Annotated in this window: 22 protein-coding genes; 9 read left to right on the top strand and 13 right to left on the bottom strand. The window is 65.0% G+C overall.

Going from position 1 to position 24175, the window contains the following annotated elements; genetic code table 11:
- Positions 1-11: 11 nt before the first annotated feature.
- Both NCR35_RS12330 and NCR35_RS12325 read right to left on the bottom strand, forming a co-directional pair.
- Positions 12-758 carry a GntR family transcriptional regulator gene (locus tag NCR35_RS12330; RefSeq protein WP_250534557.1) on the bottom strand — a complete coding sequence of 249 codons (747 nt, stop codon included), beginning with the start codon at positions 756-758 and terminating at the stop codon, positions 12-14.
- 112 nt (positions 759-870) lie between these two features.
- On the bottom strand, positions 871-2091 hold the full coding sequence (locus NCR35_RS12325; protein ID WP_250534556.1) for an MFS transporter: 1221 nt from the start codon (positions 2089-2091) through the stop codon (positions 871-873).
- Between the two features lie 342 nt (positions 2092-2433).
- Here NCR35_RS12325 and xdhA point away from each other — a divergent pair, with 342 nt between their 5' ends.
- The 3 genes from xdhA to xdhC are packed head-to-tail and all read left to right on the top strand — an operon-like array spanning position 2434 to position 6833.
- Positions 2434-3948 carry a xanthine dehydrogenase small subunit gene (xdhA, locus tag NCR35_RS12320; protein WP_250534555.1) on the top strand — a complete coding sequence of 505 codons (1515 nt, stop codon included), beginning with the start codon at positions 2434-2436 and terminating at the stop codon, positions 3946-3948.
- Positions 3949-3960: 12 nt separating this feature from the next.
- On the top strand, positions 3961-6324 hold the full coding sequence (gene xdhB / locus NCR35_RS12315) for a xanthine dehydrogenase molybdopterin binding subunit (protein ID WP_250534554.1): 2364 nt from the start codon (positions 3961-3963) through the stop codon (positions 6322-6324).
- Positions 6321-6833, top strand: a complete 513-nt coding sequence (xdhC, locus tag NCR35_RS12310; RefSeq protein WP_250534553.1) for a xanthine dehydrogenase accessory protein XdhC — start codon at positions 6321-6323, stop codon at positions 6831-6833. The genes xdhB and xdhC overlap by 4 nt, the downstream gene beginning before the upstream one ends.
- Before the next feature lie 7 nt (positions 6834-6840).
- Here xdhC and NCR35_RS12305 read toward each other — a convergent pair whose 3' ends face one another.
- The 4 genes from NCR35_RS12305 to NCR35_RS12290 form a co-directional block, all read right to left on the bottom strand.
- Positions 6841-7758 (bottom strand): AraC family transcriptional regulator, encoded by a 918-nt coding sequence (locus tag NCR35_RS12305; protein WP_250534552.1) that lies wholly within the window; start codon positions 7756-7758, stop codon positions 6841-6843.
- 12 nt (positions 7759-7770) lie between these two features.
- Complete coding sequence (locus NCR35_RS12300) at positions 7771-8739, bottom strand: LysR family transcriptional regulator (protein ID WP_250534551.1); 969 nt, start codon at positions 8737-8739, stop codon at positions 7771-7773.
- A 173-nt stretch (positions 8740-8912) separates the two neighbouring features.
- The gene (locus tag NCR35_RS12295) at positions 8913-9593 is read right to left on the bottom strand and encodes a 2-hydroxychromene-2-carboxylate isomerase (protein ID WP_250534550.1); all 681 of its coding nucleotides are present in this window, start codon (positions 9591-9593) and stop codon (positions 8913-8915) included.
- Between the two features lie 190 nt (positions 9594-9783).
- A complete protein-coding gene (locus tag NCR35_RS12290; protein WP_250534549.1) occupies positions 9784-11220 on the bottom strand; it encodes a TAXI family TRAP transporter solute-binding subunit in 1437 nt (478 codons plus the stop codon).
- A 533-nt stretch (positions 11221-11753) separates the two neighbouring features.
- On the opposite strand from NCR35_RS12290, the gene NCR35_RS12285 reads away from it, so the two are divergent.
- Positions 11754-12128, top strand: coding sequence for a BON domain-containing protein (locus NCR35_RS12285; RefSeq protein ID WP_244847136.1), 375 nt, complete (start codon positions 11754-11756; stop codon positions 12126-12128).
- Positions 12129-12362: 234 nt separating this feature from the next.
- On the opposite strand, the gene NCR35_RS12280 is transcribed toward NCR35_RS12285, so the two are convergent.
- From NCR35_RS12280 to NCR35_RS12260, 5 genes are all read right to left on the bottom strand, one after another.
- Positions 12363-13142 (bottom strand): DUF2242 domain-containing protein, encoded by a 780-nt coding sequence (locus NCR35_RS12280; RefSeq protein ID WP_250534548.1) that lies wholly within the window; start codon positions 13140-13142, stop codon positions 12363-12365.
- A 219-nt stretch (positions 13143-13361) separates the two neighbouring features.
- The gene (locus NCR35_RS12275) at positions 13362-13679 is read right to left on the bottom strand and encodes a DUF4148 domain-containing protein (RefSeq protein WP_250534547.1); all 318 of its coding nucleotides are present in this window, start codon (positions 13677-13679) and stop codon (positions 13362-13364) included.
- Positions 13680-14054: 375 nt separating this feature from the next.
- A complete protein-coding gene (locus tag NCR35_RS12270; RefSeq protein ID WP_250534546.1) occupies positions 14055-15098 on the bottom strand; it encodes an extracellular catalytic domain type 1 short-chain-length polyhydroxyalkanoate depolymerase in 1044 nt (347 codons plus the stop codon).
- Positions 15099-15137: 39 nt separating this feature from the next.
- Complete coding sequence (locus NCR35_RS12265; protein ID WP_250534545.1) at positions 15138-15560, bottom strand: ribbon-helix-helix domain-containing protein; 423 nt, start codon at positions 15558-15560, stop codon at positions 15138-15140.
- Positions 15561-15936: 376 nt separating this feature from the next.
- Positions 15937-17118, bottom strand: a complete 1182-nt coding sequence (locus tag NCR35_RS12260) for a glycosyltransferase (protein ID WP_502801669.1) — start codon at positions 17116-17118, stop codon at positions 15937-15939.
- Between the two features lie 377 nt (positions 17119-17495).
- Between NCR35_RS12260 and NCR35_RS12255 the strand changes: the two genes are divergently transcribed.
- The 5 genes from NCR35_RS12255 (at position 17496) to NCR35_RS12235 (ending at position 21773) form a co-directional block, all read left to right on the top strand.
- Positions 17496-18086 (top strand): hypothetical protein, encoded by a 591-nt coding sequence (locus NCR35_RS12255; protein WP_250534544.1) that lies wholly within the window; start codon positions 17496-17498, stop codon positions 18084-18086.
- Positions 18087-18126: 40 nt separating this feature from the next.
- A complete protein-coding gene (locus NCR35_RS12250; protein ID WP_250534543.1) occupies positions 18127-18714 on the top strand; it encodes a hypothetical protein in 588 nt (195 codons plus the stop codon).
- Positions 18715-18745: 31 nt separating this feature from the next.
- The gene (locus NCR35_RS12245) at positions 18746-19315 is read left to right on the top strand and encodes a hypothetical protein (protein ID WP_250534542.1); all 570 of its coding nucleotides are present in this window, start codon (positions 18746-18748) and stop codon (positions 19313-19315) included.
- Positions 19316-19642: 327 nt separating this feature from the next.
- Positions 19643-20941: an MFS transporter gene (locus tag NCR35_RS12240; protein ID WP_250534541.1), complete on the top strand. Its 1299-nt coding sequence runs from the start codon at positions 19643-19645 to the stop codon at positions 20939-20941.
- Between the two features lie 49 nt (positions 20942-20990).
- Positions 20991-21773 carry a substrate-binding domain-containing protein gene (locus tag NCR35_RS12235; protein WP_250534540.1) on the top strand — a complete coding sequence of 261 codons (783 nt, stop codon included), beginning with the start codon at positions 20991-20993 and terminating at the stop codon, positions 21771-21773.
- 14 nt (positions 21774-21787) lie between these two features.
- Here the strand turns inward: NCR35_RS12235 and dctA are convergent, their stop codons facing one another.
- Both dctA and NCR35_RS12225 read right to left on the bottom strand, forming a co-directional pair.
- A complete protein-coding gene (gene dctA / locus NCR35_RS12230; protein ID WP_250534539.1) occupies positions 21788-23098 on the bottom strand; it encodes a C4-dicarboxylate transporter DctA in 1311 nt (436 codons plus the stop codon).
- Positions 23095-24060, bottom strand: a complete 966-nt coding sequence (locus NCR35_RS12225) for a LysR family transcriptional regulator (protein ID WP_250534538.1) — start codon at positions 24058-24060, stop codon at positions 23095-23097. Before NCR35_RS12225 ends, dctA begins: the two co-directional genes overlap by 4 nt.
- Between the last annotated feature and the right edge of the window lie 115 nt (positions 24061-24175).

The raw sequence follows: 24175 nt of genomic DNA, 5'->3' as shown, positions 1-24175 counted from the left end.
GGGCGACCTCGTTATTTGCGAAGCTCGGCAACGAAGTCGTAGTAGTCGTTGCGGCAGTAGGTATCGGTCAATTCGATCGCGCGCTGATCCGCGGTGTAGCCCACGCGCGTGATGAGCAAGAGCGCGTCGTGCGGCGCAATGCCCATCTGTTCGGCGATCTCCGGGGTCGCGTTCACGGCGCGAAAGTGCTGCAACGCGCGCACGATCGAGAGGCCGCGCGTGTCGAGATAGCTGTACAGCGAATCGCCGATGGCGAGCGGATCGGGAATCAGCGCGGCGGGGAAGGTGGAGTTCTCGACGGCCATCACGGTGTCGTCGGCAAGACGCAGGCGCTTGAGCCGCGCGACAGTGGCCGCGGGCGAGAGGCCGAGCTGAATCACTTCTTCCCGATTGGCCGGCTCGATGGTGCGCGAAAGCCACTTCGAACTCGGCTGGAAACCGCGCCGGCGCAGCATCTCCGAGAAGCTCGACAGACGCGAGAGCGGGTCTTCATAGCGCGGCCGGATAAAGCTGCCCGCGCCCTGTTCGCGTCGAATGAGCCCTTGTTCGACCAGCAGCGCGATGGCCTTTCTCGAGGTGATCCGCGAAACTCCCAGCGCTTCCGAAAGCACGCGCTCCGACGGGAGCGCTTCGCCCGCGTTCCAGCGATTGTCGTGAATGGCGTTGGCGAGCTTGCGGGCGAGCTGAAGATAGAGCGGAGTGTCGCTGTCCGGGTCCGGGCGCAAGTCGCGCCAGCGGTCTTCCGTGGTCGAGTTCATAAATCGGACGCTGTGGGGCCAAGCGGCGATTTTAAGACAAAGAGCGGGCAAAATTTCCGGCGTTTGCCTGCTGTTTCGGGGAAGAGCATCGAGCGATCCGCGAAACGTCCGTTCACGCGGTCGCCGGGCCGCCCACGCCGCGCCCGGCGCGCATGTAGAGCGCCACCGACAACGCGACCGCCGCTGCCGCCGCCAGCGCCGCGAACAGAAACACCGAGCCGTAGCCGAACTCGCCCGCGACATAGCCGGCGAGCGGCCCGGTCAGGCCGAGCGACAAGTCGAGGAACACCGAGTACGCGGAGAGCGCCGCGCCACGGCTCGCGGGCGGCACGAGGCCGACCGCTTCCACGCCGAGCGCCGGAAATACGAGCGCGAAGCCGCATCCGGTCAGGGCCGCGCCCGCCAGCGCAAAAGTGGGTTCGGCGGAGAGCCACAGCATCAGCAGGCCCGCGCATTCCAGCGCGAACGAAACGATGGCGACGCGAAAGCCGCCGTAGACCTTGATCGTGTTGGCGAACAGGAGGCGCGCGCCGACGAACGTCGTGCCGAAGACCGTCAGCGAAAGCGCCGCGTTCGGCCAGTGGTGCGCGGCATAGAAAAGCGTGATGAACGTCGCGATCGACCCGAAGCCCGCGGAACCGAGCGCGAGTCCGAGCCCATGCGGCAACACGCGGAAGAACACGCTGCGATACGACATGCGCTCGCCGTGCACCACGGGCACGCTCGCCATGCGCGTCGCGAGCCAGTAGCCGATGCCGCCGAGCGCGATCACGATGAAGCCGAGCGACGCGAAGCCGAGCGAATGGTCGATGGCGACGCCGAGCGGCGCGCCGATGGCAAGCGCGCCGTACGTCGCGATGCCGTTCCACGAGATCACCTTCGCGTTGTGCGCCACGCCCACGCGCCCGATGCCCCATGTGATCGAGCCGGTGCCGACCCAGCTTTCGCCGAAGCCGAGCACGAGCCGCGCGATCACCAGCAGCACGAGACTCACCGCGTGCCATTGCGCGGCGAGCGCCGAGCACAGCAGCAGCACGCCGCTCGCCGCGCAGGCGGCCAGCCCGTAGAGCACGGTTTTTTTCGGCCCGAGCGTGTCGGCGGTGCGGCCCGCGAGCGGCCGCGACAGCAGCGTGGCGAAGTACTGGACGCTGATCGCCGCGCCCGCCATCACCGAGCCGTAGCCCAGGTCCGTATGCACGAAGCCCGGCAGCACCGCGAGCGGAATGCCGATCGTCAGATAGCAGAGGAACGTGTACAGCACGACCGACACGATCCGGAGAGTGACGGCGAAATCGCCTTGCGGCGCGGCGGCGGTGCGGGGCTGGGTGGACATAGGGAAAGTGCGGACTTGAATTCGGCGCGAAGGCGTGATTGTCCCATATGTTGCGGCGCAGCGTCGCAGCCGTTTTGTAACTAGATGGACCAAATTCGCCCGGAGCACGGTCGGGCCGCATCGCCGTAAGCCTTGTCGGGCAAGGCGCTGGCGACTTATCGCGGGGCGAATATGTCGCTCATGCAATGTCCGCTATGGGTTCTGCATTTTGGCGGTGATAGCTTTCGAACCATCGAGGCGGTCGGACTATTCCGAAAAAATGTCCGGCCCGAACCTCTCCGCCACCGGCTGCGCACCCCGCGCAACCAGCAAGAAGCCATGAAGCCCCGCGAGACATTCGTCATGACCCAGCCGATCCGCTTTTATCACCGCAACGCGATCCGCGAAGTGAGCGGCGCGTCGCCCACGCGCACCGTCCTTCAATATCTGCGTGAAGACGCGCGCTGCACCGGCACGAAGGAAGGCTGCGCGGAAGGCGACTGCGGCGCGTGCACGGTCGTCGTCGGCGAGCCGGACGGCGCGGGCGGCGTCGCGTTCAAGGCGGTCAACGCGTGCGTGCAGTTCCTGCCGACGCTCGACGGCCGCGCGCTCTTCACCGTCGAAGACCTGCGCCAGCCCGACGGCACGCTGCATCCGGTGCAGCAGGCGCTCGTCGATTGCCACGGGTCGCAGTGCGGCTTCTGCACGCCGGGCTTCGCCATGTCGATGTTCGCGCTCTACGAGAAGCACGGCCACGCGACCACCGGCTGCGCGCACCGCACGACGCCTTCGCGCGAGGAGATCAGCAACGCGCTGACCGGCAACCTGTGCCGCTGCACGGGCTACCGGCCGATCATCGACGCGGCCGAGCGCATGTTCGATCACGCGCCGCTCGCGCCCGTCGACGTGCAGTCGCTCGCCCGCACGCTCGACACCATCGCCCGCGACGACACCTTCCACTACGAGCACGCCGGCCGCCAATTCGACGCGCCGCGCACGGTCGAAGCGCTTGCGAAGATCAAGGCCGAGAAGCCGGAAGCGCGCATTCTCGCGGGCAGCACGGACGTCGGCCTGTGGGTGACGAAGCAGTTGCGCGATATCGGCGACATCGTCTATGTCGGACAGATCGATGCGTTCAGGCGCGTGGAGACGACCAACGAGTGGATCGAGATCGGCGCGGGCGTGAGCGTCGAGCGCGCGTATGCGGAACTCGCGAAGACCTATCCGGAGCTGGAAGAAATGTGGCAGCGGTTCGCGTCGCTGCCGATCCGCAACGCGGGCACGCTCGGCGGCAACGTGGCGAACGGCTCGCCCATCGGCGATTCGATGCCCGGGCTCATCGCGCTGAACGCGCGTGTCGTGCTGGCGAGCATCGACGGCACGCGCGAGATGCCGCTCGAAGACCTGTACCTCGCGTATCAGAAGAAGGACATGGCCGAGCATGAATTCGTCGCGGCGGTGCGCGTGCCGACGCGCACGGGAAAACGCGCGAATCTGCGCTTCCGGACCTACAAGCTCTCAAAACGCTTCGACTCCGACATCTCCGCCGTGTGCGCCGCGTTCGCGTATATCGCGGATGGCGACGTGATCCGCGAGCCGCGCATCGCGTTCGGCGGCATGGCCGCGACGCCCAAGCGCGCCGCGCGCGCCGAAGCCGCGCTCGCCGATGCCCAGTGGCACGAAGCCACGGCGCAGGCCGCGATGCGCGCGCTCGGCGAGGACTACGCGCCGCTCACCGACATGCGCGCGAGCAGCAGCTATCGGCTGGAGACGGCGAAGAGCCTGCTGTACCGCTTCTGGCTGGAGACGCGCCCGCACGATCCGGTGCCGAAATCGAGGCTGGATGTGCGCGCGATCGAACTCGTCGAAGCGAAATAAGGACACACGAACATGAATCAGCAAGCCGAAGCCTTTCTCGCCGACGCGCAGTCCCTCGTCAACGACGCCGACGCGTTCAAGCAGGTCCACGTCTCGCGGCCGCATGAATCCGCGCATCTGCACGTGAGCGGCCGCGCGAGCTATACCGACGACATTCCGCCCATCGCGGGCACGCTGCACGCCGCGCTCGGGCTGAGCCCGAAGGCGCACGCGAAGATCGTATCGATGAACTTCGACGCCGTGCGCGCGACGCCGGGCGTGGTCGCCGTCTTCACCGCCGACGACATTCCCGGCGTGAACGACTGCGGCCCGATCATCCACGACGATCCGATTCTCGCGCCGGCTGTGGTGCAGTACGTCGGCCAGCCGATGTTCATCGTGGTCGCGACGTCGCACGACACGGCGCGGCTCGCGGCGCGCCGCGCGTCGATCGAATTCGAAGACTTGCCGGCCGTGCTCACGGCAGAGGACGCGCGACGCGCCGAATCCTATGTGCTCAATCCGCTGAAGCTCGCTCGCGGCGATGCAGACAGCGCGATGTCGAAGGCCGCGCATCACGAACGCGGCGCGATGAAGCTCGGCGGCCAGGAGCAGTTCTATCTCGAAGGCCAGATTGCGTATGCGGTGCCGAAGGACGACGACGGCATGCACGTCTACTGCTCGACGCAGCATCCGACGGAGATGCAGCATCTCGTCGCGCATGTGCTCGGCGTGCATTCGCATAACGTGCTCGTCGAATGCCGGCGCATGGGCGGCGGATTCGGCGGCAAGGAATCGCAGTCGGGCATCTTCGCGTGCTGCGCGTCGCTCGCGGCGTGGAAGCTCTTGTGTCCGGTGAAGCTGCGCCCCGACCGCGACGACGACATGATGATCACCGGCAAGCGCCACGACTTCGTGTACGACTTCGAAGTGGGCTATGACAACGAAGGCGTGATCGAGGGCGTCGCCGTCGACATGACCTCGCGCTGCGGCTTTTCCGCCGATCTTTCGGGACCGGTGATGACGCGCGCCGTCTGCCACTTCGACAACGCGTACTGGCTGCCGAACGTCGCGATCGAAGGCCATTGCGGCAAGACCAACACGCAGTCGAACACCGCGTTTCGCGGCTTCGGCGGACCGCAGGGCGCGTTCGCGATCGAGTACATCATGGACAACATCGCGCGTTCGGTGGGCCGCGATCCGCTCGATGTCCGCATCGCGAATCTGTACGGCAAGACGGAGAACAACCGCACGCCGTATGGCCAGACGGTCGAGGACAACGTGCTGCACGAACTCATCGGCGAACTGGCCGCGACCAGCGACTATCGCCGCCGCCGGGAAGCCGTGCGCGAGTTCAACGCGAACAACGAGATTCTGAAGAAGGGGCTGGCGCTCACGCCCGTGAAGTTCGGCATCGCGTTCAATGTCACGCACTTCAATCAGGCGGGCGCGCTCGTCCACATCTATACCGACGGCTCGATTCTCGTGAACCACGGCGGCACCGAAATGGGCCAGGGCCTCAACACGAAGGTGGCGCAGGTCGTCGCGCACGAGTTGGGCATCGACTTCGGCCGCGTGCGCGTGACGGCGACGGACACGAGCAAGGTGGCGAATACGTCGGCGACGGCGGCATCGACCGGAACGGATCTGAACGGCAAGGCCGCGCAGGACGCCGCGCGTCAACTGCGCGAGCGGCTCGCGACATTCGCGGCGGAAAAGTTTGGCGCGGGCACGGTGCCGGCGGCGAGCGTGCGCTTTGCCAACGACTGCGTGATCGTCGGCGAGGATGCGATTCCGTTCGGCGAAGTGGTCGCGAAGGCGTATCTCGCGCGCGTGCAACTGTGGTCCGACGGCTTCTATGCGACGCCCAAGCTCTACTGGGATCAGGCGACGATGCAGGGCCGCCCGTTCTTCTACTACTCCTACGGCGCGGCGGTGTCGGAAGTGGTGATCGACACGCTCACCGGCGAAATGCGCGTGCTGCGCGCGGATGCGCTGCATGACGTGGGCGCGTCGCTGAATCCGGCGCTCGACATCGGGCAGGTGGAAGGCGCGTTCGTGCAGGGCATGGGCTGGCTCACGACGGAAGAACTCTGGTGGAACAAGGACGGCAAGCTGATGACGCACGCGCCGTCCACCTACAAGATTCCGACGGTCAACGACATGCCCGCCGATTTCCGCGTGTCGCTCTTCAAGAATCGCAACGCGGAGGACAGCATTCATCGCTCGAAGGCGGTGGGCGAGCCGCCGCTGCTGCTGCCGTTTTCGGTCTTCTTCGCGATCCGCGATGCGGTCTCGGCAGTCGACGACCACAAGGTGAATCCGCCGCTGAATGCGCCCGCGACGTCCGAAGAGATTCTGCGCGCGGTCAACGCGGTGAGGAGCGCGCGGTCATGATGCACGTCGTCGTGTTCGGCGCGGGCCACGTCGGCCATGCGCTCGTGAAGGTGCTGGGCACGCTGCCGTGCGTCGTCCAATGGGTCGATGCGCGCGACGAGCTTTTCCCCGACGAAGTGCCCGCCAACGTGCAGATCGAAGCGACGGATGTGCCGGACGCGATCGTCGATGAAGCGCCTGCCGGGGCGTATTTCGTCGTGATGACGCACGATCATTCGCTCGACTTCGCGCTCACGCAGCGCATCATGCGGCGCGACGACTTCGCGTATTTCGGGCTGATCGGCTCGAAGACGAAGCGCGTCAAGTTCGAGCGGCGATTGATGGAGCGCGGGTTGGCCGCAGAACGGCTCGTCGAGATGACGTGCCCGATCGGCGTTGAAGGAATCGTGGATAAAGCGCCGGCGTCGATTGCGCTGGCAGTCGCGGCGCAGGTGTTGCGGGTGCGGGAAGCGCGGGCGCGGGCGCGGGCGAATGCTTCGGTGCCGGGCGCGAAACGCGCAATGGCCTAAGCGCGCCTCACGCCCCGAACCCCCGCTCCGCCCGAAACTTCCCCGGCGCGACGCCATATACTTCCTTGAACCGCTTGCTGAACGCGGCTTCCGATTGATAGCCGACATTCGCCGCGACATCCGCGATGCTCTTCTTGGTGTGCGTGAGCATGGTGCTCGCGAGTTGCATGCGCACATGGCCCAATAGCGCCAGCGGCGAGCTTTCCGAATGCGCGGAGAACGCGCGCATGAACGTGGCGCGCGACATCGCCGCTTCCTTCGCGAGCATTTCGAGCGTCCACGGATCGGCGGGGCGTTCGAGCATCGCGATCATGGACGCGCCCAGCCGCCGGTGCGCCAACAGCGCGAGCACGCCGGAAAGCGACGGCTGCTCGGCGAGCCACGCGCGCAAGACCATCGCGAAGAGGGCGGTGGAAAGCGCCGCGACAATCGACGGCGCGCCGAGCTGCGCTTCCTCCGCTTCGCGACGCATCGCCGCGACGAGCGGGCCAAGATACGGCGCGGACGCGCGCGTGAACGACACGTGCACCGCGTCGGGCAACACGTCGATCAGCAGCGCGCGCGGCGCATACGTGAAGCGTCCGCACAGCAAATCCACCGCCGGCTGCGCTTCGCCGCAATTGCTGCGCACCGTGACCGCGCCGTTGTCGCGTGCCTGCATTTCGCCGCCGCGTGCGTCGCCATCCGCGACGTGAAGCACGTGCGCGTCGCCGCGCGGCAGAAAGAGAATATCGCCCGCTTTCAGGCCGATCGGCGCATGGCCCTTGCGCGACACGGTGCACGCGCCGTCCAATACGACGTGATACGCCGCCTCGCCGGCCGGCGCGGGCGCGTGATCCACTTCCAGCGGACCGCGCAGAAGACAACGCAAATCGAGCGCGCCGGAAAGCTGCGCGAGTTGAATCAAGCGGTCGAGAGCGTCCATGTCGTGAGCACGTTATTTGGCGACGGCCGAAGCGAAGTCATGCACCGGCGCGGTCTTTCTGCCGATGAGCGAGTCCGATACGCGCGACATCAGCGCGCAGAGCCACGCCACATCGGTCGATTGATCCGACTGCGGCTGCGACAGCCGATAGCACTTGATGCGTGGAAACGGCACCGGCGAATCCAGCACCGCGAGCGGCAGCATCGCGGCATAGTGTTGCGCGAAACGGCGCGGCGCGGTGAAGATCAGGTCCGATTGCAGCAGCACCTGCGGCACGAGACCAAAATACGGAATCGTCGTGACGATTCTCCGGCGGATGCCCGCCCGCGCGAGCCCGATATCGATCGGATGACGCTTCGCGCCGCTGTACGGCGTCGGCGCGAGGTGCGCGGCGAGCGCATAGCGTTCCACCGTCAGCGGCTCGCGCGCGAGCGGATGGTTCGCGCGCATCAGGCAGACGAATACGTCGGAGAAGAGGTCCTGTCGCTCGAAGCGCGGCTCGGGCTTCGTCCAGTTGGCGACCATCAGATCGATCTCGCCTTCGTCGAGCGCGCGCTCGTGATCGCGCATCGGGTTCAGCGATTCGATTTCGAGGCGCGCATGGGGCGCGGCGTCGCGGAATGCGGCCACGAGCGTCGGCATGAAGAAATCGTTCAGATAGTCCGGCGCGGCGAGCCGGAAGGTGCGGCGCGAATGCGCGGGATCGAAATCGCCGTGCGGCGTCGCGACGAACTCCACCTCGCGCAACGCGCGCTGCGCGGGCGCGAGCAGCGTCTCGCCGTATTCGGTCGGCACCATGCCCTGCTTGCCGCGCACGAGAATCGGATCGTTCAGGATTTCGCGCAGGCGGCGCAGCGCCGTGCTGATGGCCGGCTGCGTCTGGTTCAGGCGCTGCGCGGTCTGCGTGACGCTGCGTTCCAGAAGCAGCGTGCGCAGCACGCGGATCAGCCAGATGTCGAGGGAATCGGCGGGTTCGTTCATGGGCTTTGCGTAAGACCGGAGGCCGAAGCGCCGTGTCGGGTGCGGCAACGGTTAGAAACGGACGGCGCGGCGCACGGCCGCAACCGAAGTTAACCCTGTTCCGATTTTTGACGCCATAGCGCATGCCCTATGCGCGGCATAGGCGAAGATCGCCAACGCGTTCGCCGTCAGAATCAGCCGCCGACTTCCGCCGTGTCGCCGGGATCGGCTTCCGGGCGGGCCATCGGCAACGTGCTGATGCGCTTGACCTCGGCCGCGTCCAGCCAGTTCGGCGAACGGGCGACGTAGAGCACCATCGGCAGCGTGTCCTCGCCCCAGAAGATCTGATCGTTCACGACGAAAGTCGGCACGCCGAACACGCCCATCTCGACGGCGCGGTCATTGTTGTCGCGCAGCTTCGCCTTCACGTCCTCGTCGTCGATGCGCGATTCCGCCTCCGGCATGCCCACGTATTCGCACAGCGCGCGAAAGCCGTCCGGCGAAGAAGGATCGCGCCCCTCGCGCCAGATGAAGCGAAAAATGTCGCGCACGCGCGTCATGTCGCCGTTTGCGATCACGGCGAGCCGCAGCGCCTTCACCGGGTCGAACGGATGCGCGGGCGGCATGCGAAACGGAATGCCGAGTTGTTCGGCCCGAAAGAGCGCGTGGCGGTACGTGAACACGCGCTTGGACGGAATGGTGGCCGCGTGCGGCTGCTTCCAGCGGTCGAGCAGCTTGAGCAGCTGCACGGGCACGAATTCGAACGGCATGTCGGGCCATTTGTCGTGCTGCTCGAGAAGCAGATACGAGAACGGCGAGATGAAGTCGAAAAAAAAGTACGGGCGACCGTCGGCGGTCGAATGCGGGGCACTCATGTCGTTTCTCCTTGCTTTTGTCGCGCTCGCGCTGGCCTCGTCGTTCGCTCAGTTCGTGTTCGGTTGCTGCGGCGCTCGCGCATCGGCATTCGTCGGCTCGCGCCGTGTCCTGCATCCGGTGCGGCGAACGCGCGCCGCGTTTCTTGCGACCGCTTATCCCGACCGCTTATCGCGATCGAATCATTCGATATTACGTGCTGCGCTGCTCCGTGTCTTCACGCGACGCGACCTGCCGGCGCGACGGCGCCTGCGCGTTCGCGCCGGCCTCGGCGGCGAGCCGCTCGCGCACGAAGCCGATGTGCTCGCGCAACACGTAGAACTGGTCCGCGAACGCGAGCGGCATCTTCATCCGGTTGACCGCCGATTCGATCGCGTCGATGCGGTCGAGGAGGGCGTCGCGCTGCGCGGTGTCGGGGCCGCTGATCGCTTCCCGTTCGATTGCAATCAACGCGCCATACCAGCGATAGATGCGCGACTTCACGCGCCAGCGATACAGCCCCGGCACGAGCCGCAGCGCCGGAATCAGCACGACGACGAGCGGCACGAGCACGACGAGCACGCGATCGGCGAGACTTGCGATCCAGAACGGCAGCACGCGGTACAGAAAACTCTTGCCCGACTTGTAATAACGCTCGGCGTCGTCGCTGATGCGGAATTCGTGAGCGAGCGGCGCGGGGAATTCGTTCGCGCGCTGCATCAAATTGGCGCGGCTGTGGACTTCGCGCGCCGCCTCGATGAGCAGGTCCGAGAGCGCGGGATGCAGGCTGTCGCGGGCGACGAGCTCGGCGGTCGGCGCGATCATGTGGACCGGGCGCGGCGGCAGATTGTTGGCGAAATCGAACGCGCCCATCGGCAATTCGATCTCGGTGAGGTAAGGAAAGCGGCGCGCGTAGGCGTCGGCCTGCGCGAAGTCCATGAAGCGCACGCCCGGCGTGCGCAACAGCTTCGCCATGGTCGGCGGCTGCGCGGAATCGCCCGTCAACAGGGCGGCGTCGATCTGGCCGCTTTCGAGCGCCTTGGCTGCGGCGTCGCCGGACAGCGGCAGCAACTGCGTGTCCCCGCCGGGCTCGATGCCGTTCGCCTTCAGGAGCGTCAGCGCAAGCGCGCGCGTGCCGCTGCCCTCCGCGCCGATGCCGAGCCGCTTGCCCCTGAACTCCGACAGCCGCGACACCACCGGCCCGCGATAGAACACGGCGAGCGGCACATACGCGACGCTGCCGAGCGATTCGAGGTCGTCGTGTACCGCGCCCGGCGGCATCATGCCGCCCTGCACGAAACCGACATCGACGCCGGAATCCGGCTTTTCCAGCCGCGTGAGATTATCGAGCGAGCCTTGCGTCTCCAGCACGTTGAGCGTCACACGGTTGCGCGCGAGGATCGCCTTGTACTTTTGCGCGCTGTTCCAGAACGAACTGCCCTTCGGCCCGGCCGCGATGGTTAGCGTGTTCGGCGGCGCGGGCTGAATGAGCCGCACGGCGAGGTAGAGCGCGGCGACCGCCACGACGAGAATCGGGCCGAACGTCAGCGCGAGGTCGCGCCAGGACACCGCGACGAAACGCGCGACGATTCTCGGTTGCGGCCTGCGTCGCGGGCGTTCCTTTTGGGGTTTGCCGTCTGATTGGATCATCTTGGTGCTGACTGTCGACTTCGTGCCCGAGAGCTTACCCGAACGCGCGACGCGAACGCCCCCGCGACCCGGCTGTCGTCGCGGCGGCGGCATGCGTGTGACAAGCGTGTGTCGCGTGCGGGCGCCTCGCGTCGTTAAATGCTTTGCGCTAATGGCCGCGCTGGGCTAAATTGACGTTCGCCGCCGCACGGCAAGGACTTCCGCCCGAAAACCCGTTATTTGGGTCAGGCGGGCGCGCGCCGCAGCATCGGGCGCCTGCAGCGCCGTGCGTCAGGACAACACATAGACGAGCCGACGGGCCATTCGCCCGAACAACGGCCGAGTTCGTTTCTTCGCCAGCCTCTCGCAGCATTGCATGACAGCATCCGCGGCACGTCGCCGCCGGTTCGCCGGTCCATCTGGACCGCCGGCCGCGCGGCCACGGGCATGCGCGGTGCCGTACGCCTTAGGCCGGTCCACGCTGTCCGGCTTGAAGTGCAAACGAGCGAAGCAGCAACTGTGCGAAGTCAACAAGCGAAACAAAAGGAGAAACCATGAAAGTTGTCGATATGTTGAAGGCGCTGGGCGTCGTGGTGTGCGTGGCGGTCGCGTCGAGCGCCTATGCCCAATCCAGCGATGCGGCGGCCACCACCGGCACCGAATCCGCCGCGCCGACCAAGGCGCAGAAGGCCGCGACCAAGAAGACGGATCGCAAACTCGGCTACGACGTGCGCCGCGCGTTGTCGAAGGCGCAGGGCTTCGATGTGTCGAACGTGTTCGTCCGCGCACGCGGCGGCGCGGTCACGCTGACCGGCACCGTGCCGGAAGGCGCGCAGATCTCTCAGGCCGAAGAAGTGGCGAAGGGCGTGACGGGCGTGCAGTCGGTCTCGAACAAGCTCACGCTGAGCCCGCAGAACGGCGGCAAATAAGCGGCGAGCCTCAGCCGTTCAGGGCGAGGCGCGCGAACGGGCTCCGGCTTCGGCCGGAGCCCGTTTTTGTTTTGGGCGACGGAAACGTCACGGACCGGCTCCGCTTGTTCGCGTGGCCGTGGGGTGCGCATCGGGACCCAGCGCATCGCGCGGGCGTGGGCCGCGACCGCGACTCTGCGGCTTGCGCACGATTGCGGGAGCAGTCCGCCGTCGTTACGCGCGAACCGGCAATCTTCAACGGGCCACTGCGGGCATCGCGGACGCCGCAACCGGCGCCGATGCCGTCACCGTACTGGCGGCAGCCTGCGCTTCCTGCTTGGTGACCGCCGCGGCCTCCGGCGTCTGGATCGCGGTCGCGGCTGCGGCGGGCGCCTGCACGACGATCGGCGTCGGCGTCAGCTCCGGCGAACTGACGATCAGCGAGGGCGCGAGCGGCTTGCTGTCGACTTCATCGGACGCAATGGGCGAACTGCGCGGCACCGTCGTCAGATAGTGGCCCATCAAGCCGAAGAAGCGGTCATAGAACTTGCCCGCCGGCACGGTTTCGCTGGAAATCTTGACCATTGCGTCGCTGTTCGAGCGGATCGGCAGCGAAAGCGAGCCGAGCACGCTCAAGCCGACGCTCGCGGACGTGTCGCTCTTCTTGAGCGCGTAGCCGTCCTGCACGGCGTTCACATAGGCAATGCTCTGATTTGTCGCGTTTTCGCCGGGCGTGCAGACGACATGGAACGACACGACGACGTGCGTCTCGGCGGACGGTTGGAAGTTCTTCGTGGCGTCGACGCTGTCGGCCTGCGCCATCGTCGTGAGAAAGCCTTGCGAGAGCAACGCGCGGCGCGCGGCCTCGCAGGTTTCCTTTACGGTGGCGTCGAAGTTATGCGCGTAGGGGCTCGCGCCGGTGTTGAACAACTCCTGCTGATAGCTGGGCGTGGTGGCGGTGCGGCCACCGCAAGCAGCGAGCGCGAGAAAACCGAGTGAAACGAAAGCGAGGCGCAACGACGACGGGATAGGCATGGCAGGCGGCAGAAACGAAACGTGTGACAAGCAGACACACATTTTAGTGCGGTCTGAGCCTCCGATGAAAAAACGGAATCCAAAAACGTCGAAAAATCCGAGGCTTACAGTGAGATGACCGTCGTAAGGCGCTTGTCCCGGCGCTTACGAAGTGCGGACACGAACGCGAAAAAGCCCGGCGCGGGGCCGGGCTTGCATCGGTCAATAGGTCAATGCGGCTTACGGACGATTGAAGTCGACCGCGTTGACGTCGCCAGCCGGGCGATTCGCGCGGCCGGACGCCGACGCGCCGTCCGCCGACCCGCCGAACGACGTCGCTGCGACGCCTTGCGCCGCCTGGATGCGGGCTTCCGCCGCCTGGATGGCGGCCGGGTAGGTCGTGCGGTCGCTGGAGGGGTTGTAGCCCGCGCGCTGCAGTTCGACCAGTTGCGCCTTCACTTCCGCGCGGGTCAGGGCGCCGTTTTCGCCTGCGTGCGCGAAAGCAGGAGCAGCCAGCGCGGACGCGATGACGATGGCGGGAACGATTGACTTGAACATGATGAACCTCCGTATCTCGTTGAGCGGGACCCCGCAGGAGCTCGGGGCTCGCACTGCGTTGTCGTTGAGAAGCAGTGTACGTCCGTCGCTCCTAGGTATAAACCCTAATTAAGCCAAGTCTGAATTGACGAAACGGCATTAATCCGCTCAATCGGTAGTGGATGAGCGATTGGCGGCCGCCGACGCGATGAAGGACTCGGCGGAGCCGGCCAAGCTGCGCTGGCTTACATCCGAGTACGCTGCGAGAGCCACCGAATGCGGCGCGGCGGCATGCCGGGCACTCACGACCCGGACAAGCAAGCGCGCTTCGCGTTCGCGCAGATTGCCATCTCGCGTGCAGACCCTCGGAGTGAAATCGCCGCGATCGACAAGCGACTATTCCCTCGGATGTTCGAAAAAGAAGCGCAGCATCTCGGCGCTGGCATCGGGTCCGCTCGGGTCGGTGTAGGTGCCGCGCGCGCTGCCGCCGGACCACGCGTGCGGCGCCCCGTGAAGCGTCCATAGCTCCGCGGGGACGCCATCGGGCGATACGAACTGCTGCACCGAATGCTCGCGAGTTCCCGGCGCGCCGGATACGCGGCGCTCCGGCCCGCTTGTGCGAAAGCCTTCGACGACTCTGCGCGCGTTGACGTGGTTCACGGTGGCGTCCGCATCGCCGTGAAAGACGATCAGCGGACAACGCACGGCGCTCGACGACGCGCTTTTACCTTCGCCGCCGCGCATGAGCGCGAGTGCCGACGGCAGATCGTGCGCGCGTCCGGCGGGCAGTCCCGAGTGAACGCCGGCCGCCGCGTACAGGTCGGGATAGCGTTGCGCCATGACCGCCGCCATCGCGCCGCCCGCCGATAGTCCGGCGACGTAGACGCGCTTCACGTCCACGTTGTGAGTGGCGATGATCTCGCGCGTGATGCCGGCTATGAGCGCCGGCTCGCCGGCGTCGCGCTGCTGATCCGACGGCTTGAACCAGTTCCAGCACTTGGATGCGTTCGCGGTCTGCGGCTGAATCGGGTATGCAACGATGCACGGCTGCCGTTCCGCGAGCGTGTTCATTTGCGTGCCGGCCGCGAAGTCGTCGGCGTTCTGGGTGCAGCCGTGCAGCATCACGACAAGCGGCAAGGGCTCGTCGCCATAAGCGCTCGGCACATACAGCTTGTACTCGCGCTGGCCGGCGGCATTGGCGTAGCGGCGCGTGCTGAAGTGCCCGCGATCTTCCACGTCCTGCTGCGGATCGGCGCGCGTGGGTGTCTTGAAGAGTTCGGCGAGGCGCGAGGGCCGCGATTCGTGCGCGGCGGGGTTGGCGTGTGCAGTGTCCCCGCGCATCGCGCGCTTGACGATGTCGGTGGCAGCGTCGCTGTTGCCATTCTGAAAGCGCTGAAAAGCCTCTTTCATCGAGTCGAGAAAACCTTCGTTCAGTTTCATGTCTTATCCGGTTTCGGATGCGCGGCGGTCGAGCCGCAATCAGCGGATCCGGTCTGCAAGCGCGGCCTTGACGGCGGGCGTTGCGTGGAGGGCGCCTCGAACCAGAATCGATTCGATGGTGGCGAGAGCAAGTTCGGGTGTAACGTCGGCGGCGATGCTCGCGAGGCCGAGCACCTGGATCTTCAGCCGCTCATTGGCTGCGCGCACCGCTTCCAGGTCCTGTCTGGAGAAATGTTGGAGCCCGAGCACGAGCGCGCGCCGGGTCGCCGTTTCCCTGACGACGGACGCGTGCACCGCGAGCTGATTGCGGATCGCCGTGCGGATCAGGTCCGTGCGGTTCGAGTAAAAGCCTTCTTCCACGAGCAGGTCGATCTGGCCGAGGTCGACGGGGCCGAGGTTGATCGTGATTTTTTCGGTGTCGCCGCCTTTGGAGCGGGCGAGGTCGGTGGGTTGCGTTGGCATGTGGTCTTATTCCTTTTCCATCCTCTTGCCATCTATTTGGATGGTGAGAGGCCGGTTTCAAGGGGTGGACCATCTTTTTTGTCGTGTGGACTCGCTGCACCCCCGGTGCGCACCACGGGCGCGCGGTCGCCGTGCGCCAACGAAGAGGAAGCACCATCAACCAACCGTGGATCGCTAATAGTCCAACGCTCGGAGTCACTTCAGATCAAAGCGATCCGAGCTTTCAAGCTCGGCGACGGTCCTGAGCGACTGTCGCGTGGCCGCGCGGGCAGGCCCGCATTGGGGCAGGCGCTTCTTTCCAGATGGAGTCACTGCGCGGTTGCGGAGCACGGCTGTAAAACAAGTCACGCGACCGCGAAAAAAGCCGAACGGCCGTTTAGCGTCTGGCCTTCGTCAGCTCGGCCACGCATCGTGCAAGACGCTCGTTGCTGGCGGCAATGGCGTATTCCTCGGCGCGCTCTAGCGCGCGTGCGCGCATGTCATGCCTCAACGCTTCGTCGGTAATCACGCGGCGCATGGCCTCGGCGAGTTCCTCGTCCGCTCCGACCGTGAACAGAATGCCGAAGCTGCCCTCGCCGAGAATTTCGCGCGGGCCGGTCGGGCAATCGCTCGCAATCACCGGCTTGCCCAGCGCGAGCGCCTCCAGCAGGACCATCGGCATACCTTCGTAGCGCGAACTCAGCACCTGAAAACGCGCGCCGGCGACCAGCGCATGCGGGTTGTTGCGATAGCCCGCGAAGTGCACGCGCGCAGCGATGCCGAGTTCTTCCCCGAGGGCTTCCAGTTCGCCGCGAAACGCGCCATCGCCGACAATCACGAGGTGTTCCGCCACGTCGCCGGCACTCACGAGCCGCGCGTAAGCCCGCAGCAATGTTCGATGGTCCTTCTGAATCTCATCGAGCCGCGCCACGGATACGATGTACGGGGCATCGCAAATTGGCGCTTCGGTCACCAGCGCGTCACGCCGAATGCGTTCGATGTCGATGGCGTTCGGCAGCACGAACAGTCGCTGCAAGCCGTCGCCGAACATGCGGCGCGCTTCATCGGCCATATGCTGATTGAGCGCGGCGACGCCGTCGTAACGTGCGAACTGCGCCGCGAGCCGGCGCTTCTTGCGCGGTCGCGCGCCAAGCCGGGCATCGAAGCTGAAGTGATTGACCCCGAGCCACGCCGTGCCGAACTGGCCGGCGAGGCGGCGCAGTGACATATCGAAATCTACGATCAGCGCGTGCCGGCGTGCGAGCGCTTCGACGCGTCGCTTCACATAGGGCCGGACGGCGAGCGTGTTGAAGACATCGCGCCCGACGCGCCCGAGCTTGCTCAGCTTTTGTGCGTAACGGCGGGTCTGGAAGTAATTGAGCCAATGCTTGTCAGCGAGGATCTCGATGCTGATATCCGGCGGCACGAGCGCCCGAAAGCGACTTTCGAACGCGGGCGAGGAATGCATCACCGAGAGGGTGACGCGGAAGCGTTCGCGATCGAAGACGCGCAGCCACTGAATGAGTGACGATTCGATCCCGCCGTCGTTGAAGTCGACGATATGGAAAAGCACCGACACGCGTTCGTTCGCCGGGGGCGTTGCGTAGGTTTCGGAGTCGGCTCGGCTTGCGATTGGGCTTGTGGAATGAGTGGCAGTCGGCACTGTGATGCTACCGCAGTCGTCGGGAGGGCAAAGACGGGAGCGAGCGTGCCGCGCAAACGCATGTCCACCTCCAGGCTCTTTCATCAGGCGGATGGGCTCTTCTATCGATATCGCGTGCTCAGAGTCGGGCGTTGATATCTCGCCGGCTTGATCCACATCAATGAGTGCGTTACCAACCAGGCCATGCCGACTCAGGGCACGTCAACAGCTTGGAGATTTATCTAGTTGTGCATATCATGAGAGCGCGGGCTAGCCGCTCAGAAGCCAGAGGGGACAATGTGGATAAACGCCCGTTGAAATGGCTGCTCGCCGCCTTTCTGCTGGGAGCTTCCGCAACAGTGGGAATTTCGCTTAGCTACGGCGAGAACGAACCAATCGCGCCACGCTCGCTAGGCGAGCGCGAGACACGCCACAGCGAACATCACTTCATCCCCAAGCTCTACGATGCGCGAGGAAATCTTGTCGGCGAGGTCGTCATCGGCCGCACATTCAACGACACTGGCGCGGTCGTTGTCGATGTCAACGGGGCATTGATCTACGTGAAGTTCAGTCGCGTGTCTCAAGGGATCGGCTTCCCGCGCTCGGCGACCCGGATGGTTTGGAATGACGATTCCTCGGGCCCCGTCTTCGATGGGCCCAATTGCACGGGCACCGCGTACGTTTTCGCCAACTCGGTTCTGCGGCCCGCCGCGCTCGTCAGGGAAGGCGCCAAGGCGACTCTTTTCGTCGGAGCGGAAGGGCGCGCCGAAGACCATACCATCCGGTCCAGCTTTATCGACGGACAGTGCGTCGGCCGCGATCCGTATGTTTTTGCGGTGTGGCGAGTGGAGACTACCCTCGACTTGACCGGTAAATATCCGGAACCATTGCGCGTCGGCTTCTAGTGAAAAACGTGAAGCGTTTCTTACGCAGTGAGGTGGCTACGTGACCCGTTCGACTCTACGCGTCTTCATAGGGGCGCTGCTTCTTGTTCTAGTTGCCCTGGACGCACCTGCGGACGATGGACGCCGCGGCGAGGGCCACCACCACGCTCAGCAAAGCGGCCGGGCGCGCCTCTACGATGCACGAGGTGACGTTGTCGGCGACGTGGTCTACATCTCAGGCTCCGATTACGCGGCCGGGGTCGTCCTCAACGTGAAGGGCGTGTTCGTATTCGCGGGCTTCTCTAGCAATGAAACGTCCCCAACGGGTGGACGCGCCGTTTCGAACGAGTGGATCTGGCAGTATCCACGCCTTGCCTACTCGGGCAAGAACTGCAGCGGAACGCCGTACGTTTTCTATGAACAGGGTGCCTTTCGCCCGAGCGCGATCGAGCGTAGAGGAACAACGGCAACGTTATATATTGCTCGGGACACGACTTCCGAAGCCGTGCCGGTCGGCTCCTATGAGAGCGGGGATGCCCCCCCGCGCTGTTTCGATGGCACGCCGCGGAGGTACGACGGGGCATGGCCCGTCGAGAGCACGATCGACTTGACTCAGCTTTATCCCGAACCACTGCGGATAGGCCGGTGACCGTGATGCCTGTGCCAGCGACGAGGTGAGTATGTTCAATTCTCGCAGTGCGATCGTCATCGCGATGTTTGCCGCGAGCGCCTCAGTGGCGCTTGCCGAGGGTCCGGGCTACGGAGGAAGGCACGACCATACCGCCAGGTTGTACGACGCACGAGGCAGGCTCGTGGGAACAGTCGTCGATGCTCCGATGCAATCCAGTTCTTCGGACTTCGTATCCGATGGCGGGGTCATCATGGATGTCAAGGGCGCGCCTGTTTTCGTCGGCTTCAGCCGCCTTCAGAAGGCGGACGGCGCTCGATCTGCAAACGCGTGGATCTGGAGCGCGAACCGGCCGGCTTATTCCGGCCCACGCTGCACAGGTACGCCATACATAGCCTTTACACTTGGCCCCTTGCGACCGGCGGCCATCGAACGCAAGGGCGGCAAGGCGGTGCTGTATGTCGCGAAGGATCAACCGGAGCAGTACGAGAACGTCGGCTCGCAAGCCCACCCGGATGGCTGCGAAGATTTCTTCGCCGGCCCCGCCCGCCCTGTGTGGCTCATTTGGGACTCTATCAACCTGTCCGACGAGTACCCCGAGCCGCTGACCATTGGGCCCTGAACGCTCCTTTTGCGCTGAACTGCGGATCAGCGCGCCTGCCGAGCCGGACGCCATTCGGTTCCATCGCCTCGCGCAGCGTCCGCCAATTAATTCGGACAACGAATTACCTATCGTTGACGGCGCGCGTAAGGACGCTTCATACGCCGCAGATGGCGAAAAAGTGTTCGTCGTTCATTGCCGGCGCCAGCTCGCGGCAATCCCGATTGATAACCACCGAACATCAATCGTTCAGAAGATTGCACTTATCGTTTTGATGACGACAGTCCATCATCCACGAAAGACAAAAGCGGAAAGACCGCAAAATCCAGGACTTCAGGAGACACATCGATGCATCCCTCACCTTCAGCCCTCTCTCCGGGACATTCAAAGGCTGCGGCGGTTTTCCGCGTCACGGCCGGCAATTTCCTGGAGCAGTTCGACTTCTTTCTGTTCGGCTTCTACGCGACCCAAATCGCCGGCGTGTTCTTTCCGGCATCGAGTGAATTCGCTTCGCTGATGATGACGTTCGCCGTCTTCGGCGCCGGCTTTCTGATGCGTCCGCTGGGCGCGATCGTGCTTGGCGCTTACATCGACGATGTCGGCCGACGCAAGGGCCTGATCGTCACACTTTCCATCATGGCAAGCGGCACCATCCTGATCGCATTCGTGCCGGGCTATGCGACGATCGGTCTCCTGGCACCCGCGCTCGTGCTCGTCGGACGTTTGCTGCAGGGGTTCTCCGCAGGCGCTGAACTGGGTGGCGTGTCGGTCTATCTCGCCGAGATGGCCACGCCTGGCCGCAAGGGCTTCTTCACGAGCTGGCAGTCGGCAAGCCAGCAGGTTGCGATCGTCGTTGCCGCGGCGCTTGGCTTCATGCTCAACCAGTCGCTCGACACCGCGGCCATCGCGAGTTGGGGTTGGCGCGTGCCGTTCTTCGTCGGGTGCATGATCGTGCCGTTCATCTTCATGCTGCGTCGCAATCTGGAAGAAACGCGGGAGTTCAAGGCACGCCAGCATCGCCCGAGCATGAAGGAAGTGTTTCGCACGCTGGCCCAGAACTGGGCCGTCGTGATCGCGGGCATGATGCTGGTGGCAATGACGACCTCGAGCTTCTATCTCATCACGGTCTATGCGCCGACTTTCGGCAAGACGGTCCTGCACCTGAGCACCGCGGATAGTCTGCTCGTGACCTTGTGCGTAGCCGTGTCGAACTTCGTGTGGCTGCCGATCGGCGGGGCGCTGTCGGACAAGATCGGCCGCAGGCCGCTGCTCGTCGGCATGACGGTTCTCGCTATCGCAACGGCATACCCGGCACTGTCGATACTCGCTCACGCCCCGAGCTTCATCAACATGCTGCTCGTGCTGCTTTGGCTCTCGTTCATGTACGGCATGTATAACGGCGCGATGGTCGTCGCGCTGACCGAGGTGATGCCGGTCGAAGTGCGCGTGGCGGGTTTCTCGCTCGCATACAGCCTTGCCACGGCGGTGTTCGGCGGCTTCACGCCCGCCATCTCGACGGCGCTCATTCATATGACCGGCGACAAGGCGGCACCCGGATACTGGATGAGCTTCGCCGCCGGCTGCGCGCTTCTCGCGACGTTCGCGCTCTATCGCCGGCGCGCAGCAACGCTGACTCCGGCGCACTGATGCGACGCTCGTTGCCACAAGCGCCTATCGAACCCTACACGACCTCATCATGAAGAATGTGCTTTCGAAACTCTACGCGGCGGCGCTCATCGCCACCTCGGCCGTGGCGTCCAGCGTACAGGCCGCCGACCTGCACGTCATGAGTTCGGGGGGCTTCACCGCAGCATACAAGGTGCTCGGTCCCAGGTTCGCGTCCGAGACGGGCAACACGCTCGACACCGCGCTGGGTCCGTCGATGGGCAAATCGCCCGAAGCCATTCCCAACCGCCTCGAACGGGGCGAGCCGGCCGACGCCGTCATCATGGTCGGTTATGCGCTCGACGAGCTGATCAGGCAAGGCAAGGTCGTGCCTGAGTCGCGCGTGGAACTGGCGGACTCGCGCATCGGCATGGTCGTGCGCGACGGCGCGGCGAAGCCCGACATCAGCACGGCGGAGGGCCTGCGGCAGACGCTGCTGCATGCCAAGTCGATTGCCTACTCCGACAGCGCGAGCGGTGTCTATATCGAGCGCGAGCTGTTCACGAAGCTCGGCATCGAGGATCAGGTCAAGCCCAAGGCGAAGATGATTCCGCGCATCCCGGTGGCCTCGGTCGTCGCGAACGGCGATTACGAGATCGGCTTTCAGCAGGTGAGCGAGTTGCTGCCGGTCAAGGGCGCGACGTTCGTCGGAAAGATTCCGGAGTCTTTGCAGTCGGTCACGCGTTTTGCCGCCGGCATTCCGGTGAGCGCGCAGCATCCGAAGGAAGCGAAGGCGCTTCTCGATTATCTGGCATCGCCCGGCGTGCAGGCCGATGTGAAATCGACCGGGCTCGATAGCGTCGCCGCGCATTGATACGGGCTTCGCCGTCAACTTCCCGAGGTACTGCTCGCGTGGTCCTTTGCGCGGTCGGCGTCGCCCGGCGCCGGCGCGCGCAGCAGTTGCGCAAGACGCGCGCGATCGCAGGCGCCATCCCACATCGAAACGAAGATCACCGCGCACGCGTTGCTGATCACGCTCGTGAGCGCCCGCGCTTCGGACATGAAGCGGTCTATACCCACCAGTAGCGCCACTCCCGCGAAAGGGAGATCCGGAATCACGGTCAGCGTCGCAACCAGCGCAACCAGTCCGCTCCCCGCCACGCCCGCCGCTCCTTTGGACGTCAGCAGCATGACCGCGAGCATCATCGCGATCTGCGACGCCGAGAGCGACACGTCGCATGCCTGCGCGATGAACATCGACGCAAGCGTCAGATAGATGGCGGTGCCGTCGAGATTGAACGAATAGCCTGCGGGCAACACGAGTCCGACGACGCCCTTGTCGCAGCCGAGCATCTCCAGCTTCGTGATGAGGCGCGGCAACACCGGTTCCGTCGATGAAGTCGCCAGGACGATGAGCAATTCCTCGCGCAGATAACGCAAGAGCCGCCACAGCGAGAAGCCGTGCAGGCGCGCAAGCGGAGCGAGGACGAGCGCGACGAACAGCACGCATGCCACGTAGAACGACACCATCAACATGCCGAGCGAGCCGACCGAGTGAATCCCGAAGCGGCCCACCGTGAAAGCCATCGCGCCGAATGCGCCGAGCGGCGCGAGCCGCATGATCATCGCGAGGATGCGAAACAGCGCCTGGGCGATGCCATCGATGAGCGCGAGCACAGGCCGGCCCGCACCCGGATGCAGATTCAGCGCGAAGCCGAATAGCAGCGAAAGCAGCAGCACCGGCAGCACCTCGCCCTTGTCGAACGCGCCAAGCATGGTTTCGGGAATGACGTTCAGCGCGAAGGCGACGAAGCCATCCGGATGCGCCTGCTTCACATACTGCGCGAGGATCGTCGTATCGAGACTTCGGGCGTCGATATGCATGCCCGCGCCGGGCCGCATCAGAAAGGCCGTGACGAGTCCCAGCGCGAGCGCCACGGCAGTCAGAAAATAAAAGAGTCCCAGCGCCCGGAAGATCACGCGACCGATGGCCTTTCCGCTCGCGACAGACGTGATCCCGGAGACGATCGTGCAGAAGACGATCGGCGAAATCATCATCCTGACGAGCCCGACGAAGCCGTCGCTGACAGGCTTGAGAAGCGAGCCGGCTTGCGGCCAGAAGTGCCCGAGCGCCACGCCGAGCACCATGCCCAGCACGACCTGCACATAGAGCAGACGGAGCGTTCTTGCCACCCTCACGACGCGGGCTTCCTGCTCGGGCGCGCTTTTCGGGCTGCGTCGTCGGTTGATGCGCCGCTGCTCCTGGCATCGCCTCTCATATCCAGAATCGTTTGATGAAACTCCTGCGCGGCCGGCGTGAGCGTACGTCCGCGGCGCCTCACGATGCCTACGCGTCGCTTCACGACAGGGTCCACCAGCGGCACACTGGTGAGGATGTGATGATTGCGTCCAGGCATGGCCATCGACGGTACGGCGGCCACGCCGAGGCCCGCTTCCACCAGACCCAGCATGGTCGTGACATGACGCGTTTCGCATATGCTGGGCGCGCGCGGCGACACGGCCGGAAGAGCCTGATCGAGCAACAGACGATTGCCCGACGTCTTGTCCACGGAAACATAGTCGTGCTCGTAGAGCTCGTTCCAGGTCACGTGCTTCTTGCGCGCGAGCGGGTGGTCACGACGGCACGCCGCGACGAACTGCTCCTCCAGCAGCACGTTGAAGTCGACCTCGGACTCCTGGCTTCCCATGAAGCTGACGCCGAAATCAGCCTCGCCGCTGATGACGGCGGAGAGCACCTCGTTCGCGCTCGCGTCCAGCAATTTGACCCTGATGCGCGGGAAACGGCGATGGAAGCTCGCAACAGCGCTCGGGAGAAAGTAGTAGGCCACGGATGGCACGCAGGCAATGGTGACATGACCCAATCGGCTCGATGAGACATCGCGGATGCCGAGCAGGGCGACGTCGAGATCGTCCAGCAACTGCTCGGCGCTCGGCGCAAATGCCCGGCCGACAGTCGTGAGCGTCACGCTGCGCGTGGTGCGTTCGAAAAGACGTACGCCGAGCGCTTCCTCGAGCTTGTCGATCCGCCGGCTCAGGGCTGGCTGGGAAATGTTCACCGCCTCGGCTGCTTTTCGAAAGCTGCCCAGTTCCACCACAGCTCTGAATGCCTGCAAGTCGTTGAGGTCGAAGTTGACGCCCACGGGCCATTCTCCGCGTTCTTAGGTGCCGATATTGTGCATGACGCAGACGGCGCGTCTATTTTGTATGGATAGGGCCGTGTTCCTGATCGGAAGGGGCGAGGGTGGCCCGGCCGTC

The sequence above is a fragment of the Caballeronia sp. AZ10_KS36 genome (assembly GCF_023631105.1).
Lineage (GTDB): Bacteria > Pseudomonadota > Gammaproteobacteria > Burkholderiales > Burkholderiaceae > Caballeronia.
Note: the sequence above shows the minus strand (reverse complement) of the source record. Positions and strands in the feature narration are given on the sequence as shown.